Annotated in this window: 12 protein-coding genes; 6 read left to right on the forward strand and 6 right to left on the reverse strand. The window is 69.2% G+C overall.

Annotated elements, in window-relative coordinates; all coding sequences use genetic code 11:
* The first annotated feature begins 66 nt into the window (after positions 1 to 66).
* The 3 genes from FXF51_RS17950 (at position 67) to FXF51_RS17960 (ending at position 3,038) form a co-directional block, all read left to right on the forward strand.
* Positions 67 to 855 carry an HNH endonuclease family protein gene (locus FXF51_RS17950; RefSeq protein WP_262379608.1) on the forward strand — a complete coding sequence of 263 codons (789 nt, stop codon included), beginning with the start codon at positions 67 to 69 and terminating at the stop codon, positions 853 to 855.
* A gap of 458 nt (positions 856 to 1,313) precedes the next feature.
* Positions 1,314 to 1,667 carry an effector-associated constant component EACC1 gene (locus tag FXF51_RS17955; RefSeq protein ID WP_148435627.1) on the forward strand — a complete coding sequence of 118 codons (354 nt, stop codon included), beginning with the start codon at positions 1,314 to 1,316 and terminating at the stop codon, positions 1,665 to 1,667.
* Positions 1,668 to 3,038 carry a caspase, EACC1-associated type gene (locus FXF51_RS17960; RefSeq protein WP_222871337.1) on the forward strand — a complete coding sequence of 457 codons (1,371 nt, stop codon included), beginning with the start codon at positions 1,668 to 1,670 and terminating at the stop codon, positions 3,036 to 3,038.
* On the opposite strand, the gene FXF51_RS17965 is transcribed toward FXF51_RS17960, so the two are convergent.
* From FXF51_RS17965 to FXF51_RS17970, 3 genes are all read right to left on the reverse strand, one after another.
* A complete protein-coding gene (locus FXF51_RS17965; RefSeq protein WP_148435629.1) occupies positions 3,035 to 4,999 on the reverse strand; it encodes a hypothetical protein in 1,965 nt (654 codons plus the stop codon). The two genes, FXF51_RS17960 and FXF51_RS17965, sit on opposite strands and share 4 nt — an antisense overlap.
* A 590-nt stretch (positions 5,000 to 5,589) precedes the next feature.
* On the reverse strand, positions 5,590 to 5,748 hold the full coding sequence (locus tag FXF51_RS60830; RefSeq protein WP_187414422.1) for a hypothetical protein: 159 nt from the start codon (positions 5,746 to 5,748) through the stop codon (positions 5,590 to 5,592).
* 65 nt (positions 5,749 to 5,813) lie between these two features.
* Entirely contained in the window at positions 5,814 to 6,482 is a 669-nt protein-coding gene (locus FXF51_RS17970) for an adenylate kinase family protein (protein ID WP_148435630.1), read from the reverse strand.
* A gap of 142 nt (positions 6,483 to 6,624) precedes the next feature.
* On the opposite strand from FXF51_RS17970, the gene FXF51_RS17975 reads away from it, so the two are divergent.
* On the forward strand, positions 6,625 to 7,869 hold the full coding sequence (locus FXF51_RS17975) for a C39 family peptidase (protein WP_187414423.1): 1,245 nt from the start codon (positions 6,625 to 6,627) through the stop codon (positions 7,867 to 7,869).
* Here the strand turns inward: FXF51_RS17975 and FXF51_RS17980 are convergent.
* Positions 7,808 to 8,743 carry a LysR family transcriptional regulator gene (locus FXF51_RS17980; RefSeq protein WP_148435631.1) on the reverse strand — a complete coding sequence of 312 codons (936 nt, stop codon included), beginning with the start codon at positions 8,741 to 8,743 and terminating at the stop codon, positions 7,808 to 7,810. The genes FXF51_RS17975 and FXF51_RS17980 overlap by 62 nt on opposite strands.
* A gap of 113 nt (positions 8,744 to 8,856) precedes the next feature.
* On the opposite strand from FXF51_RS17980, the gene FXF51_RS17985 reads away from it, so the two are divergent.
* Positions 8,857 to 9,741 carry an SDR family oxidoreductase gene (locus FXF51_RS17985; RefSeq protein ID WP_148435632.1) on the forward strand — a complete coding sequence of 295 codons (885 nt, stop codon included), beginning with the start codon at positions 8,857 to 8,859 and terminating at the stop codon, positions 9,739 to 9,741.
* On the opposite strand, the gene FXF51_RS17990 is transcribed toward FXF51_RS17985, so the two are convergent.
* Positions 9,726 to 10,700, reverse strand: coding sequence for an NAD-dependent epimerase/dehydratase family protein (locus tag FXF51_RS17990; RefSeq protein WP_148435633.1), 975 nt, complete (start codon positions 10,698 to 10,700; stop codon positions 9,726 to 9,728). The two genes, FXF51_RS17985 and FXF51_RS17990, sit on opposite strands and share 16 nt — an antisense overlap.
* Before the next feature lie 190 nt (positions 10,701 to 10,890).
* Here FXF51_RS17990 and FXF51_RS17995 point away from each other — a divergent pair, with 190 nt between their 5' ends.
* Entirely contained in the window at positions 10,891 to 15,339 is a 4,449-nt protein-coding gene (locus FXF51_RS17995; RefSeq protein ID WP_187414424.1) for a WD40 repeat domain-containing protein, read from the forward strand.
* Here the strand turns inward: FXF51_RS17995 and FXF51_RS18000 are convergent.
* Positions 15,288 to 16,802 carry a glycoside hydrolase family 43 protein gene (locus FXF51_RS18000; protein WP_148435635.1) on the reverse strand — a complete coding sequence of 505 codons (1,515 nt, stop codon included), beginning with the start codon at positions 16,800 to 16,802 and terminating at the stop codon, positions 15,288 to 15,290. The two genes, FXF51_RS17995 and FXF51_RS18000, sit on opposite strands and share 52 nt — an antisense overlap.
* Positions 16,803 to 16,840 lie beyond the last annotated feature (38 nt).

Here is a 16,840-nt window from a genome sequence, read left to right on the forward strand (position 1 = left end):
GGAAAATGCGGCATTTGTCGGCCACATCACCTGAATATCGCCGCCGCATCTGGGGACGCCTTGAGCATGGGTCGTACCGTGATCTCCCCGCGGCGGGCGGCGTGCCTCGCCGTGCTCGTGTCCGTGCTCCTCCCGCTCCCCGCCGTCCCACCCGCCGCCGCCGCACAACGCACCGGCACACAGGCCGCACAACGCACGAACGCACAGGCTGGGCAACGCACGAACGCACAGGCTGGGCAACGTACAGGCGCACGAGCCGAGCAGCGCACAGGCGTACAGGCCGCAGCACGAGCCGAGCGGCGCACGGGCGCACAGGCCGACTCAGCGGCGCCGGCCCGCCGCATGCTGGCCGGCCTCAAGGTCGCCAGGGCCCTGTCGCTGCGCGGCTACAGCCGCAAGCGCTTCCAGCCCCTGGACGGACGCCGCAAGGGCAAGTGCAGCATCCGCGAGTCGGTCCTGGCCCGCGACGGCCGCCGGGTGCGCAAGAACGCCTCCTGCCACCCGGTCAAGGGCACCTGGTACAGCCCGTACGACGGAAAGGTGCTGAAGAGCGAGAAGCAGGTGGACGTCGATCACGTGGTGCCCCTGTCGTACGCGTGGCGTTCCGGCGCCAGGCGCTGGAGCCCGGCCAAGCGCCGCGCGTTCGCCCACGACCTCAGGCGACCCGAGCTGATCACGGTCAGCCACTCGGCCAACATCGCCAAGGGCGGTCAGGGGCCGCAGAGCTGGCGCCCGCAGCGCCGCGCCCACTGGTGCAGGTACGCGACCTCGTGGATCACGGTGAAGCACCACTACCGGCTCTTCGTGACCCGCGACGAGCGCACGGCCCTGCTCAACATGCTGCGTACCTGCTGACGTGCTGCAATGTCACCTACAAACGAAAAGGTCGTCCGCCGCCACGGACGCTACGGATCGTCTGGACAGCTTCGCGCACCACGAGGTTGGCTCAGCCGACTGCGGAGCCGCACACCTCACGCAGCGGACGCCGGGACCGTGTGCCGAGACGCCGGCCTGCCGTACGGTCGGCAGGCCGGCAGGCCGGCAGGCGCAGGGTGTCTTACTTGCACCTGGTGTGACATGTCTGGTCGATACTCTCGGGCGGCCGCCGCTGCTCGCCCCCGCCCTCAACAACCCCGTCCGCACCGAGCGGGCAAGGACGCCCATACCATCAGTCACAGCAATGAAGGTGAACACGTGTGGCATCACCGCGTGTCCCACGTCCCGTGGGACAACTGCGGGATCATAGATTTGCGGACATTTCACCTGCGGTCGCACCTCTTCACGACGAATGAAATCGCGACTATGATCATAGTATGAGTCTCAACCTTCACGTAGAGGGTGACGCTGATTCCCAGTCGCTAAAAGAGTGGCTGATGGCCGACGAGGACATACGGCGGGACATTCAATGGGAGACGCCTCATCCGGATCCCGGGAAACTCGGACCGGCAAGCGAAATACTGCAGATTGTACTCGATCGTGCAGACGCTCTGACACCAATGATAATCGCCATCCTGGTCTGGCTGCGCAGCCTACGCGGAGCTATAACGGTAGAGGTGAAGAATCAGAAGCGCTCTGTGAAAATAACGAGTCAGCGCGTTCGTGGGATCAGCGCTGATCGAATCAATGAGCTCGCCAGAGAGGTAAGGCGGTCTCTGGATGAGGAATAAATGAGACTCCCTATCCGCTCAGATTCCCGGGCCGTACTCATGGGTGTCGGGGAGTATGACGATCCCACACTCCCCCCGATACCTGCCGCGAGCCGAAATCTCCATGATTTACAGGCAGCCATCACCCACCCCGATAACGGCGGATTCCACGTTGAACGATGCGAGATAATATCCCCGCGGTACGCAGACAAGCCGACCGCTCGGGTCGCGGATCTGGGAGACGACGCTCGCGATATGTTCCTGGTCTATTACTGTGGACACGCGGAACGCGCATCTGACGGTGAGTTAATACTGACCCTTGCGGACACTACCCGAAAGCAACTGGAGTATACCGGCCTGCGCATGAGTGACCTGCAAAGGGCCATCATGACGAGCCGCGCCCAAATAAGGGTCCTCATCTTGGATTGTTGCTTCTCAGGAGCTGCACTGCCGTCTGTACTCGGTAACGACGACGCCGACGCGATCATCAATGCCGCCCGCATCGAAGGGGCATTCATTCTTACATCGTCAGCCGCCAATAAGACATCCAACGCCCCGCCCGGTGAGCAATACACTGCGTTCACCGGTGTGATGATCGAAGTCCTCCGGGAGGGCATACCAGAAGGCCCAGAAACAATCTCACTTAACGACTTGTACACGGCACTGGACTGGAAACTAAGGGCACGCAACCATCCCGCACCGAAGCGGGTCAACAACGGCACCGCCAGCGAAATCGCTTTGGTACGAAACAACGCGTTCGACCCGCGAGCCAAGGCGCCGGACGCAGGCGGCCCTGCATACATGTCTCTTTACTCTCAGGTAGCCGATGCAGATAATGAGCCCCGCTCGAGAATCATCGCACTTGAGGAGATCACCGACAAGGCGAAGAAGGGGAAGGAAGACTTCCGTATAGCCTTGACCATCATAGCCACCAACACGGACTTGCCTCTGCTCTTCCAGATCAATGCGATATATCAACTCAGTCTGCTTGGCGAAGTCCCCGCAGCAGTCGCTGGTTTGCAGACGATGACTGTGAACGCTTCGGCAGAGGCCCTCGAAGAGGCTCACCGCACACTAACTCTTCCGTCAAGTACGCAGGAATGGCTCGAACAACTCAAGCAGGACAACTGGAACGCACCATTCCAGCGTTACCAGCGCTGGCACATGCACCTTACGGACGCGGACCTGTGGGGCATTCACATGGCACGAATGATGAGGGCCATGAGGCTCGATATAAATACCTGTATCGCTGCTGTGGACCAACTCGCCAACGTACTGAAGGACACGGACCTGGCCATCTCGACAGTGAAGGGACTCCGCCGGGACGGGAGCTTCACCCATATCGAGCACGAAGCGTTGGATGACTTTCTACGCAAGCTGACGATAACCTAAGCTGGCCCTCCATCGTCTGAGCCAACCTGCTGAAACTCTGGGAGGAGCCGGAAAGTGGAGCGTTTGCTGTGTGTGAAAGACCGTGTTCGAGCGAGCAGGTCGCCAGCCTCGATGAACGAGATACGATCGAACATGAGCCACCCCATAGCCAGGGTGGACGCGATACCAAGCACAGCAACTCCAACAAGGATCATTTCAAGTACGACATAGAGTTCGAAAGCAGCCGAGAAAACTATCGACAGTACTCCCACACAGAGCCCGATGGCGCTCCCGTTCGCGAACAGACGTGCCACAGTCGTGGAGTCATCAGTCGTACGCAGGGCCTTAAGCATGTCGCTGCCTGTCGGCCAACCCGCGAACCAATACCAGTCACTCAGATCGTTGAGAGTGATATCCAACCGGCGTAGCGGCGGAGCGGCAAGGGCGTACAGGAGGGGAATGGCAGCCACTACAAATCCCACGGATGTCAGCAACGCAAGCACGATCCTGATCAGCAGCCAGATGTCGGCAGTGACGACGAACATCAATGTCACAGCAGTCGCGCCGGCCGCGACTCCAATAGGTACGAGTCGTACCTGATTCGCCATGTGCTCCAGACGATGAGGGGTAGGGTCTGCTGCGTACTTCTCCGCATTGGCTTCTTGTATGCGACACATGATCGAGCTGGACATGCTTGTAAGACCCACGATGAGGAGAGCCGCAGCCACCAGGCGCAGGAATGGAAAGACGCCCCACTCAGGCAGAATGCCCAGCACGGCGATGAGCACAATCCCTCCAAAGGCAAGAGAAGGTCCATAGCCGAAGTCTCTTGGGCCCTTTATTGCGACGGTCAGCCAAAGGTCAAGCAGGCCGGCATTCTCCGGGATCGCAGTCGCAATCGACATGTCTGCGATGAGCAGCACGGCCGCCCACAAAGACAAGAAGAAAAGCATGCACCCTGCCGCCGCAAGCAGGGTCAGCATTCCACTGCCGAAGGATGACATCTCGAACTTGGCGATACTCACGAGAGTGAGCACCGTTGCAGCGATACCTATCCATGCCGCGATGGACGTTTTGACAAACAGCGACGGAAGAATCCAGTCGTCGTCGACTGTCGTGCTGAACACGCCGTCGACAAATCCAGTGGTCATGGCGGCTGCGGCAACCAGGATCATGCCGATCATAAATATATTAGCCAACTCAAGATGCAGAGCTGTCGCCTGCAGGCGTACTTGCCACGTGGTCAGGGCGACCATGCCGCCAATGCCGATGAGCAGGGATACAAAAATCACTACCATATATCTTTTCTGCGCAAAGCAACTGACCAGATACGTAGCGAGCCCGAGGATTGCTAGGACTCCTCCGATGAGAAGGACCTGACTGCGCCAGAACGGTGCGGCCCAGGACCAAGCCAATTCCGTTGCGACGCAAAGCAATCCGGCAGACATCACCAGGTGCGCTCTGATCGCGATATTCTCACTTCGCAGCCTATGTAGAACCCATATCGTCCCCAGCATGCAGGCAGATGCCAAGGCGATCTCGCTCACCCTGGGCAAGTGCTCATGATAGCGGGTCACCAGCTCACGAACGTTTTCGTACTCGAGTCCATCTTGCTGGCTCCAGAGAAGTGCACCCCAGACCACGAGACCAAGCAGACATAGTTCTAAGACTCTCACATCGTTGACCGCGATGGTCCGCGCAGAAAACAGGATTCCACAGAGAACGAGAGCGAAGGCGAGAATCTCACCATCAACGATCCATTTTCCTGTGTCCAGATAGGTTGTGCTGGCGAGATACAACCAACCTCCGCCGACCATGAGCGCCGCCCAGTATGCCAAGGCGTTCCTTTTGAGCAACAGGATGACCAGCCCTGCCACTATCACCGGCAGCGTCCAGGCTTGCGTTACAACGGACTCCAGGCTCAAGTGCCCGCCATCCGCCACGATGCCGAGTATCCCGATTATGCACAACAACCAACCCATGATCGCCTCCGTTCCGACCGCACTCCATCAAGAGAGGTGGCCGCTCTCTCAACACGCCGATCATGCTGGAAACAGCTCCAGCATCCGTGACAAGTCACCACCAAATCGAGCCCACAGCTATTCGCACTGGAAGATGAGAAGCACCGCTGGCTGGCGTCATGCAGGGACAAGAGGCCGCAATGTTGTAAGCGCTCATTCGTGGTGTGTGATCTCCTTGAGTTCGACTTGCCACGGCAAGTGCGCCATCATGGCGTCCCACCGGCCAGCATCGATGGTCTGAACGGACCAGTCCAGGGGTGGGAGACCGCGACCGCGAGAACGGCGGCGATATCGGCCGGCTGTTCCACCCAGGCGGCCCCTCCGCCAGTTGCTCCGCCTCCGTCTGAGCCGGAGCCCTCCACGTTCAATACGCAACGTCGCCCATGCCGCCCAGGACACGTCGCTGTCGGGCGATGGCGCGGTTCGGCCACTGCCAGCATGATGAAGGACACGCTGGTGCGTACGTTGCCGCAGTCGAAGGCGATGGCGAGCCGGTGCAGATCGAGGCCGCGGCGCCCTAGCTCAGCGTTCCAGCACGCGCCCGGAAGGAATCACCTGCTGGCCGCGCGCACGTGGCAGGTCGATGGCCCGCTTCGCGCGTTTCTGAGCGCGGGCCATGGCCTCGGCGTCGCCTCTGCCGCCGTCACGACCTCCCTGGCGATGGCGCTCAACCGGTCGCGGATGGTCTTGTAGACCCTGATCGTCGTCATTGCGGAAGTCATACCTACGAAGCACCCAGTAGAACGCTGGTATACCCGCTCGGCATAGCTCGCCCTTACCCTGATAGCCGCGCGCCCGACGGCAGGTAGGGCGGCAGGTTGAAGCGGGTACGAATGGCCCGCTGCACGGTCGCCTTGTCGGCCCGCGCGTCGATCGTCATCACGTACTCCTTCCGCTTGAACAACTCCACCACCGGATCGATCTTGCTGTGGTAGTCGGCCAGCCGTCGCGCCAGCGCGTCCGGCGTGTCGTCCTCCCGCGTGACGAGATCACCACCGCACACGTCGCACCGCCCCTCCACCTCCGGCCGGTGCGCGATCAGGTTGTAGTCCATGCCGCAGCGCGAGCACAGCCGCCGGGCCAGGACGCGGCGGCGGACCTCGTCGTCGGGCAGGTCGAGATGGATCACGCCGTCGAGGTCGTAGCTCTCCAGGAAGAACTCCGCCTGGCGGCGGTTGCGGGGGAAGCCGTCGATGATGAACCCGTAGTTCCAGTCGTGGAGCTGGAGGCGGTCCTTGACGACGTCCTCCACGAGGTCGTCGCCGACGAGCTCGCCGGCCGCCACCAGGCGGCGCACCTGGGCGCCGAGCTTGGTGTGGTGCTTGACGTGCCAGCGGAAGATGTCGCCGACGCTGATGTGCACCAGGTCGAGGTCGTCGGCGAGCAGGGCGCTCTGGGTTCCCTTGCCGCTGCCCTGTACGCCCATGATCACGTATTTCCGCATCACCATCTCATTTCACGGCGTGAACATCGTCATTCCCCATGGAAGCAGCGGAGACGACCGATTACGTAGATCTCCCGATGCTTTGCGGAGGCCGCCGAGCTTAGTGTCAGCGGCATCGAGCGCGTTCCTGGAAGGTGGGTTCATGCCTGCGCTGTCCGTGGTCCTGTCCGCCCTGCTCCTGTTCACGTCCATGACCGACACCGCTTCCGGCCCGAAGCCGGTGGTCGTGCCCGACGTCGTCTACCAGCGGGCCGACTTCTCCTCCGGCACCCCCGAGGGCACGACGGCCGGCGACGGGCTGGCGTTCGGCCAGGCCGCCGGGACGATGACGTACACCGACGCGCTGGGCACCAAGACCTGGGAGTACGCCCGCTGGACCGGCCCCGAGCAGGACATCGGGTTCGGCGCCACCGAGCTGATCGCGTCGTGGACGGCGGACGTGCCGCAGGGGAGCTGGATCCAGATCGAGGCCCGGGGCAGGAACGCGGAGGGCCTGACCAAGTGGTACTCGCTGGGCCGCTGGTCGTACGCCGAGGGCGACATCCGGCGCACGTCCGTGCCGGACCAGGGCGACGCGGACGCGTCCGTGGCCGTGGACACGCTGGTCGCGGCGGAGGGCAAGCCGCTCAGCGGCTACCAGCTCCGCCTGACCCTCTACCGCGCGCCGGGCTCGGCGGTGACGCCGCGGGTGCGCACGTCCGGCGTGATGAGCTCGAACGTGCCGGAACGCAAGAGCGTGCCCGTCAGCCCCGGCGGCGGCGCGTGGGGCACGGAGCTGGCCGTGCCGCGCCGCTCCCAGAACGTGCACCTGGGCCACTACCCCGAGTGGAACGGCGGCGGCGAGGCCTGGTGCAGCCCCACCTCGACCACCATGGTGCTGGGTTACTGGGACAGGTGGCCGAGCGCGCAGGACACCTCGTGGGTGGACCCGGCCGACCCGGACCCCGAGGTCGACTACGCCGCCCGCTACACCTTCGACCACGCCTACGACGGCACGGGCAACTGGCCGTTCAACACGGCCTACGCGGGGCGGTACGGCGTGGACGGGTTCGTCACGCGGCTGCGGTCGCTGACCGAGCTGGAGCTGCTGATCAAGGCGGGCGTGCCGGTGATCACCTCGCAGTCGTTCAAGAAGGGCGAGCTGCCCGGCGCCGGGTACGGCACCGACGGCCACCTGATGGCCGTGGTCGGCTTCACCTCCACCGGGGACGTGATCGCCAACGACCCCGCCTCATCGAGCAACGCGGCCGTGCGGCACGTCTATCCGCGCGCCGACTTCGAGAACGTGTGGCTGCGCAGCGCGAGCAGCGGCGGCGTGGCGTACGTCATCCACCCGCCGGACCACCCGCTGCCTCCGACGACGCCGGGCCTTCCCGCCAACTGGTGAGCGTCGCACTGGCGGCCTTGCGGAAGGCCGCCACCAGGCGGTTGCGCTCGCCCGCGCGGGTGGCCAGCACGACGTGGCTCGGCTGCACGCCGCGCAGCGGGATCGCGACGATGTCGGAGCGGTAGCGGGCCATGGTGGGGACGGCCGCCGCGATGGCCACGGCCTCCCCGGTGGCGATCAGCTCGAACTTGTCCTCGATGTCCTCGATGACCGGGCCGCCGGGGGCCGGGCTGCCGTCGGGCCTGGGGTCGATGCGCCAGAAGGCCTCCCACTCCGGGTCGGGGTCCGACAGGCGGGGCAGCGGCTCGCCGGCGATGTCGTCGAGCGTGACCGACTCCCTGCCCGCCAGGCGGTGGTCGATGGCGACCAGCACCACGCGCGGCTCGTTGTACAGGACGGTCACGTCGAGCCCGCCGGTGGCGAGGGGCAGCCGGGTCACCACGGCGTCCATGCGGTGGTCGAGCAGGGCCGCGCGCGGCTCCTTCCAGGGCAGGTGCAGGGTGCGCACGTCGGCGTCGGGGTGCCGGCGGCGCAGCTCGCGGACGGCGGGCGTGACGATGACGCCGAAGGTGTAGCCGACCGTGAGCCGGGCGGGCCAGGCGGCGGCGCGGGTCTGCGCGGCGGCCCGGGCGGCCGAGCGGAGCAGCGCCGTGGCGCGAGGCAGGAAGACCTCGCCCGCCTCGGTGAGCCGCGTGCCGCGCGAGGTGCGGTCGAGCAGGCGGGCGCCCAGTTGCCGCTCCAGGCTGCGGATCTGGCGGCTCAGCGACGGCTGCGTGATGTGCAGGGCCTCGGCCGCGCGGCCGAAGTGCAGGTGCTCCGCGACGGTCGTGAAGTAGCGGACCAGCCGCAGGTCGAGGTCCGGGGAGTCCGACATGTGGCCAGCGTACTGCGGTGATGCCTGAAGCGTATTGCCGGTTGCACAACAGGCTTTGGACGCCGGAGCCGGCCCGCGCGGACGATGGAGGCTCACTGTGAAGGAGTTCGACCATGCGTGTTTTCGTCACCGGCGCGACCGGTTTCGTGGGTTCGGCCGTCGTCCGTGAGCTGATCGGGGCCGGGCATCAGGTCGTCGGCCTCGCCCGCGGCGACGAGGCGGTTGCCGCGCTGGAGGCCGTCGGGGCCGTGCCGCACCGCGGCTCCCTCGACGACCCCGGCAGCCTGCGCGACGGCGCCGACGGCGCGGACGGCGCCATCCACCTGGCGTTCGTCCACGACTTCGGGGACTTCGAGGCCGCCAACGCGACGGACCGGCGGGCCATCGAGGCGCTCGGCGAGGCGCTGGCGGGGTCCGGCCGGCCGTTCGTCGTCACGTCGGGCACCGGGCTGCTGCCGCCCGGCCGCGTCGGCACGGAGGAGGACGAGCCGGGCACCCACTCGCCCAGGGGCGCCGCCGAGGAGGTGGCGCTGTCCTTCGTGCCGCGCGGGGTGCGGGTCTCGCTGGTACGGCTGCCGCTGGTGCACGGCGAGGGCGACCACGGGTTCGTCGCGGCGGCGATCGGCATCGCCAGGGAGAAGGGCGTCTCCGCGTACCCGGGGGACGGTTCTTCCCGCTGGTCGAGCGCGCACGTGCTGGACGTGGCCGCGCTCTACCGGCTGGCTCTGGAGCAGGCGCCCGCGGGCGCGCGGCTGCACGCCGTCGCGGAGGAGGGGGTGCCGGTACGCGAGGTCGCCGGGGTCATCGGGCGGCATCTCGGGGTGCCGGTGTCCTCGATCCCGGTGGCGGAGGCGGGCGCGCACTTCGGCTGGCTCGGCGCGTTCCTCGCGCTGGACATGCCCGCCTCCAGCGCGCTGACGCGCAAGCTGCTGGACTGGCGCCCCGAGCGGCCCGGCCTCATCCCGGACCTGGACGCGGGCCACTACTTCCACGGCTGAGCGCGTAGTTCCGCCATCCCTTCCCGCCGGTCCCTGACGGGCCGGTAGCCCAGCTCGGCGGCGGCCTTGCCGATGTCAATCGTGCACTCCATCCCGGCCAGCCACACGCTCAGGTGGTCCAGCGGCGGCGCGCCGGGCAGCGGCAGCCAGCGCCACAGCGTCTCGCCCGCCGCCGCCAGCGCCAGCGCCGCCCCCAGGGGCAGCGACCGCCGGGGCGGGGTGACGCGGCGGGTGGCGAGCAACTCGGTGACGAAGTCGCGGAAGACGGCGGGCCGCCCGTCGGTGACGAAGTACGCCTCCCCAGGACGCCCCCGCTCGGCGGCCAGCACCAGCCCCTCGACGGCGTTGTCCACGTGCGTGGTGTCGGTGTGGTGCAGTCCGCCGCCGATCCAGGCGAACCGCCCGCCGCGCACCATGGCCACCAGCTCGGGCAGCACGGTCGTGTCCCCCGCGCCCCAGACGAACCGCGGCCGCAGCACCACGGTCTCCAGGTCGCGGGCGTCGCGCACGAGCTGCTCGGCGGCGGCCTTGGAGGCGGCGTAGTCGGCCCGCGAGTCCGGTCGCAGCGGCGCGGTCTCGTCCACGCGGACCAGGGGCCGCCCGTTCATCAGCGAGGCCTCCGTGCCGACGTGCACGAGCCGCCGCACGCCTGCCTCGCCGGCCGCCCGCAGCACGTTGGCGGTTCCCTCGACGTTGTCGGCCCAGAACCTGGCGCGGCCGCCGCCGCGGGTGGTGCGGGCGGCGGCGTGGAAGACCAGTTCGGCGCCCGCCATCGCCTCGCGCAGCGCGCCCGCGTCGCCGAGGTCCCCGCGTACGGGCGTCGCGCCCAGGGCCTCGATCCTGGCCGCGGAGGCGTCGCCGCGTGCCAGGCCGCGTACCGTGTGGCCGTCTTTCAGCAGGCGGGAGACGAGCCGGCCGCCGACGAAACCCGAGCCGCCAGTGACGAAAACCACTGTCATGATCTGCCCCCATATGTGGCGATCTCTATCTAGATAGTGTCCCGCGTTCTAGCAGAATGCGCCGTATCCGGCCTCGACGCTGCCACGCGGATCTGCGTAACCTGAACAACGCTGATTTGCCGAAACCCCCACTCCTGCGGAGCGCCGGATGACCGAGGACGATTCAACGACGCTCGAGAGGACCCGGCTCGTGCGGCCTTCCCGGCGGAACGATCCACCTCTGCTGCTGGCGTCGGAAGGCGCCAGGGTCGTGGTCGCCGGCACCGGCGCGCACCGTCCCTCGTCGCGGCTGCCGCAGGTGCCCGCCGTGCCCGCCACCGTCACCGACCTCGGGCAGTGCCTGGTCGAGCGGGCGGGCCTGGCCCCGCAGCAGCTCACCGTGCTGCTCGACCCGGCCACCCCCGCCAACCTGGGCGAGGCCCTGGAGAAGGCGGCGCGCGAGGCCACCGGCGTGCTGATGTTCCACTTCGTCGGGCACGCCCTGTTCAGCCCGGACAACGAGCTGCACCTGGCCACGCGGGCGACGGTCGACCTGGGGCAGGGGGTGCCGGGCTACCAGGCGCTGCCGTACGCGATGGTACGGCAGATCCTCGGCTCGTCCCGGGCCGAGCACGTCGTCGTGGTGCTCGACTGCTGCTTCACCGGCGGCAACCGGCCGGTGCCGGCCAAGGCCATGGAGCAGACGTTCGACACGTCCTGGCGCGGCGCGTACGTGCTCACCTCGGCCAGCAAGGACGAGAACTCGTGGGCGCTGCCCGGCGTCCGGCACACGGCGCTCACCGGGGCGCTGCTGCGGCTGCTGAACGAGGGCGACCCGGCCGGGCCCGCCGCGTTCACGCTCGACCACGTGCACCACCACCTGGCCCGCGTGCTGCCCGCCGCCGGGTTCCCGCGGCCCAGGCGGCAGGCGGGCGAGCTGAAGGGGCTGCCGCCACTCGCGATCAACCCGGGCAACCAGAGCGCCCAGCGCTCGGGCCCGCCGCTGAGCGCGCCCGGCGACCTGAACAGCCCCTACCGTGGCCTGGCCGCGTACGGGCGTGACCAGGCCAGGCTGTACTTCGGCCGCGAGGAGGCGACCAGGTCGCTGGCCGCGCGGGCCAGGCAGGCGCTCAGGTCGGCGGGGCCGCCGGTGGTCATCGGCTCGCAGGCGTTCGAGGCGGGCGGCCCGCTCATCGTCACCGGGCCGTCGGGGTGCGGGAAGACGTCCCTGCTGCACGCCGGTCTGATTCCGGCCTTGCAGGAGGACATCGGCAGGAGCGTCACGCTCACTCCCGGCGCGCTGCCGGTGGCCGCGCTCGCGCGCGAGCTGGCGGCGCTGGGCGGCGGCGACCCCGAACGGCTGCGCGCGGTCATCGAGTCGGACCCCGGCGCGGCGCCGCGCGGCCTGCCCAAGCGCACGCTCGTCGTCGTGGACCAGTTCGAGGAGCTGTTCACGCTGTGCGGCGACGAGACGGCCAGGCGGCGCTTCGTGGAGGCGCTCGTCGAGCTGTCCCGATCGGCCGCCGTGGTGATCGCCGTGCGCGGCGACTTCTTCGGCCGCTGCGCCGCCTACCCGGGCCTGCTGGAGACGATGCGGCGGCCCGAGATCGTCGCCCCCATGTCCGCGGCCGAGCTGCGCCGCGTGATCGAGGAGCCGGCCACCGGCTCGGGGCTCTCGGTCGAGGCCGGGCTCACCGAGCTGATCCTGGAGGACCTCCAGGCGCTGGCCGGCACCGACGACCTGCTGCCCCTGCTGTCGCACGCGCTCCTGGCCACCTGGCAACGGCGTAGCGGCGGGGTGCTCACCATGGACGGCTACCGCTCGGCCGGCGGCGTCGCCCGCGCGGTGGCGCTGAGCGGCGAGGAGACGCTGCGGCGGCTCGGCGCGGAGTCCGAGCCGGTCGCGCGCGGGCTGCTGGTGCCGCTGGTCCACGTGGACCCGCAGGCCGGAGCCCTGCGGCGGCGCGTCCCCGTCGCCGAGCTGAGCTCGGGCTCCGCCTCCGTCGAGGGCCAGGTGCTCGCCGAGTTCGTCCGCGCGCGCCTGGTCACGCTGACGGTCACCGACGGCGGCGAGCAGGCGGAGCTGGCCCACGAGGCGCTCGTGCGAGCCTGGCCCCGGCTCGGCAACTGGGCCGAGACCGCGCGGGCCGGGCTGCTCGTGCGGCGGCGGCTGGCCGAGGACGCCGAGATGTGGCAGCGCGACGGCCAGAACTCCGCCTACCTCTACACCGACGACCGCCTGTCCACCGCCCAGGCCGCGGTGGCGGCGCTCCCCGCCGCGAGCGCCCCGGCCTCCAGAACGCCCAGGGCGCCGGCCGCCCGCGACGCGAACGGCGCGATCACGCCCGTCGAGCGGGAGTTCCTCGACGCGTCCCGCCGCAGGCAGCTACGCCGCACCCAGATCACCCGCGGCGCCATCGCCACCCTCAGCCTGCTCCTGCTCGTGGCCGCCGCCGGCGCCGTCGTGGCGCTCGTCCAGACCAGCGGGGCCACCCGCCTGGCGGGCGAGGCGGGCGTCCAGCGCGACCAGGCCCTGTCCCGGCAGCTCGCCGCGGTCGCCGCCACCACCAGGGACACCTCGCTCGGCTCGCAGCTCGCGCTGGCCGCCTACCGCCTGTCGGCCACCCCCGAGGCGCGCGGCGCGCTGCTCGGCTCGCTGTCCCGCCCGGTGGGCGCCCGGATGACCGGCCACACGGCGTCCGTCGAACGCGTGGCCTACCGTCCCGACGGCCGCGTGGCCGCCACCGCCTCGGGCGACACCACCGCCCGGCTGTGGAACGTCACCGACGCCCTGCGGCCCAAGAGCCTCGGCGTCGTCAAGGGGCACACGGGAGGCGTGCTCGCGGTCGCGTTCAGCAAGAGCGGCAAGGTGCTCGCGACCGGCTCCGCCGACAACACCGCCCGGCTGTGGGAGGTCTCCGACACCGCCGAGCCGCGCGCCCTGGCCACCCTCAAGGGCCACAAGGAGCAGGTCGGCTCGGTGTCGTTCAGCCCGGAGGGCAACCTGGTGGCCACCGCGTCCACCGACGGCACCATGCGGCTGTGGAACGTCAAGGACCCGGCCAAGGCCGCCCAGGTCTCCGTGGTGACGCAGGACTCCGACTTCACCAGGGCCGCCTTCAGCCCCGACGGCCGCCTCGTGGCGGTCGCCTCCACCGACGGCACGATCAGGCTCCTCGACGTGCGCACCCCCGCGAAGCCGGCCGTCCTGGCCACGCTCACCTCGGCGGAGGGCGCGGTCAGGAGCGTGACGTTCGCGCCGAACGGCCGCTACCTGGCCTCCTCCTCGGCCACGGGCAAGGTACAGGTCTGGGACATCACCGCGACCGAGCTGGTCGGCACCGCGAGCGGCCACTCCGGCGCGGTGGACGACGTCGTGTTCAGCCCCGACGGCGCCGTCCTGGCCAGCGCCTCCGCCGACGCCACCGTCGATCTGTGGAGCGTGGAGAACCCGCGCGAGCCCGAACGCACCACCACCCTGGCCGGCTTCCCCGACGCGGTGACGGGCGTGGCGTTCAGCCCGAACGGCCAGCACCTCCTCACCTCCGCCGTGGACGGCGTCGCCAGGCTGTGGAACGTCTCCAACACCTCCCGCACCTCGCCCTTCGCCCGCCTCGGCCTGCACACCGAGCAGGTCAACGGCGTCGCCATCGCCAAGGGCGGCGTCACGCTGGCCACCGCCTCCGACGACGAGACCGTCAGGCTGTGGAACGTCTCCGACCCGGCGGTCGCCACCCCCGAGGGCACGGTGAGCGGGCACACCGGGCAGGTCCAGTCGGTCGCGTTCAACCCCGAGGGCACCCGCCTCGTCACGGCCTCCGACGACAAGACGGCCAAGATCTGGGACGTCTCCGAGACCGCCACCCCGAAGCTGCTCGGCACGCTGACCGGCCACACGGACGGCGTGCGGTCGGCCGCGTACGGCCCGGACGGGAAGACGGTGGTGACGACGGGACGCGACGGCAGGACGCTGCTGTGGAACGTCGCCACCCCGTCCAGCCCCAAGCAGCTCGCCACGGTCGGCGCCAGCGACAGGCGCGTGACCACCGCCGTCTTCCGGCCCGACGGCCGCATGCTGGCGACCGGCTCGGGCACGGGGTCCGTACGGCTCTGGGACCTCGCCAAACCGGCCGCCCCGCGCAGCCTGGCCACCTTCTCCGCCGGCGCCGGCAGCGTGCGCGACCTGCGGTTCAGCCGCGACGGCAAGACGCTGGCCACCGCGTCGAGCGACGGCACCGCCCGGCTGTGGAACGTCGCCGCGCCGGCCGCCGCCAAGAAGCTCGCGGACCTGCCCGGCCACTCCGGCGCCGTGTCGGCCGTCGCCTTCAGCGGCGACGACCGCAGGCTCGTCACCGCCTCCCAGGACTCGACCGTCCGGGTGTGGGACGTCGTCACGCCCGCCCGGCCCGCGCTCTGGGCGGTGTTCGAGGGCCGCGGCGCGTCGGGTGACGTGGAGCTGGGCCCGGACGGCACCGTGCTGGCCGCCGCGTCCGGCAGCGCCACCCAGCTCTGGGGGCTGAACGTGGAGCAGGCCACCGCGAACGTCTGCGAGGCTTCCGGGACGTCCATCAGCCGGACGGAGTGGGCCCAGTACCTGCCGGGCCGCCCCTACTCGCCGCCCTGCGTCACCGCCACCGCGTCCGCGTCCGCCTCCTCGTAGGAGATGTCGTCGAAGCCGGCCTGGCAGCCCTCGCCTGCCAGGTCCTGCACCCACAGGCCGACGAACGCGCCGGTGAAGCCGAACGAGCGGATCCGGCCGTCGATGATCTCGTCGGCGTGCTCGTCCGACAGGATCGTGGCGTCCAGCTCCACGGGGATCTCCCGGCCGTCGCACGAGAAGCGCAGCACCGGCCCGTCGAACTCCAGCCCGAGACGGGTCGCGCCGCCGGGTGCGGTGAAGTGGACGGTGCGGGCGCCGCGGTCGCTGCCCGTCAGGACGATGCCGTCGGTGGTTCGCGCGAGGTGGTACCAGTTGCGGGAGTTGTAGTAGGCGGTGATGCCGGCGGACTGGTGCACGCTTCCCGGCTCGAACGTCACGTCCGCCGCGAAGGCGCACTTCCTGGCCGTCACGCGGCGGGCGACCAGGCTGGGGGCGCGCCGCCCGTACGGTGACTGGCCGCCGCTGACCGTCACCCGCCCGCCGTCGAACCGCACCCAGTCGGGCGAGGCGTGCCGGCGCAACGTGCTCCAGCCGTCCTCGGCGGCGGGCCACGGGTGCGGTGGCAGGGCGGGGGCGGGCACCTCGACGGAAGGCACTCCCCCGGCCACGCGCGGCCAGCCGTCCACCCACTCGACCCGCTGGATCGCGCTCTCCCTGCCCAGCACACACCGCCCGCGCGTCCCGTACGGCCGGGCGGCCAGATGCGCCAGGTACCACTCATCCCCCTGCGTCCGCACCAGGCAACCGTGCCCGGCCTTCTGCAGCTCCAGCCCGGGATCGTCGCGCGAGGTCAGCATCGGCCCGGCCGGATCGGCCTCGTACGGCCCCGCCGGCGACCGCGACCGCAGCACGCTCACGCAGTGCTCGTAGCCGGTGCCGCCCTCGGCCACCATCAGGTAGTACCAGCCGTCCACCCGGTAGACGTGCGGCCCCTCGGTCACGCTGCGGTTCTCCAGGATCAACCGCGGCGGCTCCGACCCGTCCAGGGGCTGCAGCTCGATCCCGGAGAACCCGCCCCCTGGCCGGGAGTCGAAGACCATGTTCAGCAGGTACGCCGCGCCGTCGTCGTCGTGGAAGAGCGCCGCGTCGAACCCGCGCCCGGGCAGCCGCACCGGATCCGACCACGGGCCCTCGACGGCGGGCGCGGTGACGAGGTAGTTGGCGACGTCCTTGTAGCCGTGCGCGTAGGTGTCCATCACGCTGTAGACCAGGTGGAACAGCCCGTTCGCGTACGTCAGGTCAGGCGCCCACACACCGCCCGAGTCAGGCACCCCGGACAGGTCGAGCAGCCTGCGCTCGGTCAGGACACCGCCCAGGCAGCGCCAGTTGACCAGGTCACGCGAGTGGTGCACGAGCACGCCCGGGCACCACTCGAACGTGGAGGTGGCGAGGTAGTAGTCGTCGCCGACGCGCAGGATGGACGGGTCCGGGTGGAAGCCTGGCAGGACGGGGTTGCGGATCATCGGATCTCCAGGGAGCAGGGGCAGGCGGCGATCATCCT

The organism is Nonomuraea sp. PA05, assembly GCF_008086045.1.
Classification (GTDB): Bacteria; Actinomycetota; Actinomycetes; order Streptosporangiales; family Streptosporangiaceae; genus Nonomuraea; species Nonomuraea monospora.